Origin of the sequence: Streptomyces sp. (genome assembly GCF_050698815.1) — a bacterium.
Classification (GTDB): domain Bacteria; phylum Actinomycetota; class Actinomycetes; order Streptomycetales; family Streptomycetaceae; genus Streptomyces.
The window spans coordinates 1-2,880 of the sequence record NZ_JBOHCV010000474.1 but is presented as its reverse complement, the minus strand read 5'-3'; the positions used below and the strand labels follow the sequence as shown (position 1 = coordinate 2,880).

The 2,880-nt window shown below is 73.4% G+C and carries 3 protein-coding genes; 1 reads left to right on the top strand and 2 read right to left on the bottom strand.

The window, feature by feature from the left end; genetic code table 11:
* Positions 1-413: Lrp/AsnC family transcriptional regulator (locus ACRDP3_RS17085; RefSeq protein WP_431517815.1), on the bottom strand; the 413-nt coding region annotated here is incomplete at its 3' end.
* Between the two features lie 114 nt (positions 414-527).
* Between ACRDP3_RS17085 and ACRDP3_RS17080 the strand changes: the two genes are divergently transcribed.
* Positions 528-1,436, top strand: coding sequence for an EamA family transporter (locus ACRDP3_RS17080; protein ID WP_431517814.1), 909 nt, complete (start codon positions 528-530; stop codon positions 1,434-1,436).
* A 37-nt stretch (positions 1,437-1,473) separates the two neighbouring features.
* On the opposite strand, the gene ACRDP3_RS17075 is transcribed toward ACRDP3_RS17080, so the two are convergent.
* The coding region (locus ACRDP3_RS17075) for an asparagine synthase-related protein (RefSeq protein ID WP_431517813.1) at positions 1,474-2,880 on the bottom strand (1,407 nt) is incomplete at its 5' end.

The following is a 2,880-nucleotide window of genomic DNA, read 5'->3' as shown; positions in this document are numbered from 1 at the left end:
GGCGGTACGGGCGTGGACTGGATGATCGAGGTGGTGGTCTGCCCGTACAGCAGGAACCGGTCCAGGACCTCCTCGAAGGTGTCGAGATCCGTCGCGTGGACCTTGATCAGGAAGCAGTCCTCGCCGGTGATGCGGTGGCACTCGCTGACCTGGGTGAGGTCGCGCGCGAGCTCGGCGATCTTCGGCAGCTGCCCCGGACCGGGTCGGACCCGTACGAACGCGGCCACGGGGTAGCCCAGTGCCGCCGGGTCCACGTCCAGGCGGTATCCGCGGATCACCTCCGTCTCCCGCAGCCGCCGCAACCGGTCCCGCGCGGTGGGCACCGAGACCTCTACCCGGCGCGCGAGTTCCGCCGTCGACAACCGGGGGTCGGCGTCGAGCTCGGCCAGAATGGCCCGGTCCACAGCGTCCATTTTCACCATCACACTGTCGGGAGCGAAAGAGCGGCACCAACCGCAAAATACTTCGCGATGTGGCTTGTCCTTCCGGCATGGTCCCACCGCTCTCTCTTGGCGACCATACGTCGTATGGTCGCCTCTCCCTTCCTCACCCGCTCCGCCGGTGTCACCGACCGGCTGCCGCCGTCGGCGTTCTTCGTGACCAGCGCGGTCTTCCACTACCTCGGCCCCGCCTTCGCGGTTCTCCTCTTCGCCCGCATCGACGTGCTCGGCGTGGCCTGGCTCCGGATCGCCTCGGCCGCGGTCGTCTTCGCCCTCTGGCGGCGGCCGTGGCGGGTGTGGCGCGCTTCCTCCTGGCGTCAGCGCCGGCTGCTGCTGGCGCTGGGCGCCGTGCTCGGGGTGATGAACAGCGCGTTCTATCTCGCTCTGGACCGGTTGCCGCTGGGTACGGTCGGCGCCATCGAGTTCCTCGGCCCGGTGCTGCTGGCGGCGCTCGGCCTGCGCTCCGTACGCAACATGGCCGCGCTCGTCATGGCGGTCGCCGGGGTCTTCCTGCTCACCGATGTGCACCTCGTCGGCGAACCGCTCGGCCTGGCCTTCGCCTTCGCCAACTGCGTGCTGTTCGTGCTCTACGTCGTTCTCGGCCACCGCCTGGCCGCGGACGGCGGCGCCGCGGGCATAGACCGGCTCGGCGCCGCGATGCTCATCGCGACGATCGTGGTCACTCCCGTCGGCATCCGCGAGGCGGCCGCCACCGTCACCGCGCCGGTCCTGCTGGCGGCCGCCTTCGGCGTGGGGATCTGCTCGTCGGTCATCCCGTACGTCTGCGATCAGCTGGCCATGGCGCGGATACCCCGTGCGACGTTCGCACTCATGCTCTCCCTGCTCCCCGCCACGGCGGTGATCATCGGCGTCCTCGTCCTCGCCCAGATCCCCACCTGGCTCGAATTCGCCGGCGTCGCCCTCGTCATCGCGGGAGTCGCCGTCCACCAGGAACGGGTCCAGGGGACCCGACGAACCGAGAGGCGCCCGTCATAGTGGGTGCCCGGTTCAACGCCCCGGTTGCGCCCCCGCCTCAACGTCCCGGTTCCGCCTCCCGGTTGAGCGCCGGCCGGTGCCGGCCCGGCGGGACGCCGCCCGCGACGGCGCGCTGGCGCGGTGCGGCCGACCCCGTCCAGCAGCTGCCGCGGCGGGAGATGAGGCGGCGCAGCCACAGCTCCGTCGAGACCAGGTCGGCGAGGCCGTCCAGGGGCAGTGGTTCGCCCTCGGCCGCCGCGCGGATCGCCTTGCGTACGACCCGCGCCTCGACCAGGCCCGCGTCGGCGAGCAGGGGCGCGTCGAAGAGCTGGATGAGGTCGCCGGCCGCGGCCCGCAGCCCCGCCCGTACGGACGCAGCCTGCGAGGCGTGCGAGGGTGCGCCCCAGCCCGTCGGCAGGTCGTGCACGCCCGCGCCCGCCAGCACCGCGCGCAGTATCGACGCCCGCGCGCCGGGCTTGACCCGCAGCGCCTCGGGGAGGTCGCGGCAGGCGCGTACGACCTGGTTGTCGTAGAAGGGGGCGTGCAGCCGCTGGTTGCGGATCTCGGCGGCCTGTTCGAGGACGCGATGGTCGGCGGCCTGCCGGGCGAGGGCGGCGCGGGCACGGCGTTCGCCGGGGCGTTCGCTCGTCGAGCGCAGCCGGGCCGCGGCCTCCAGCCGGACCGAGACCTCCGCAAGCGCCTCGCCGGTCAGCCAGCGCGCCGCGGGTCCGGGACGGCACCAGGTGAGCGCGGCGACCGAGGCGCCGACGGCGCCTTCGCTGCCGTAGCCGCCCGCCCCGCCGAAGGCGCCGAGATCGGCAAAACCTTTCCCCACGTCCGTACCAAGGCCCCCGCCGGCATCCGAACTGCCTCTCGCTCCCGCTCTGTTCTGCGCGAAGCCGCCGGTCCTCAGTCGCAGGGCCGTCTCCGCGATGCCGTCCCGGTACTGCGTACGGGCCAGCTTGCGCGCGGCACGGTAGACCGTCCACGGCACCAGCACCGAACGGCCGGGCGGCACGTCCTCGGCGCGCGCCAACGCCGCGACGGGCCGCAGCAAATGACGGCGGCGACGGTCCATCAGCAGGTCGGCCAGGCGCGCCGGATGCGCGTCCAGCACCTGGCGGGCGCCGAGTCCGACGAGGTGGTCCGAGCTGCCGGCCGCGAGCCGCTGCCGGTGCCGGTCCGCGCTGACCAGCGAGGGCCCCGGCTCGTCCGTGAGCGGTCCCTCCAACTGGGCGTAGGGCAGCGCCTCCTCGCCGACGGCGACGACGAGATGGTGCAGCCGCGGGTTCTCCGCCATGCTGCGCGCCCGTTCCAGCTCCGGGGTGGCGGAAGTGGCGCTGGTGGCCAGGTCGTTGAAGGTCACGGCGAGCAGCCGCTCGCCCGCCTCCGTCCCGTCCAGCGTGCCGTGCACGGTGCCCGGCATCCCCGGCAGGCCGGCGGCGAGCAGGGCGAGGGTGCCGGA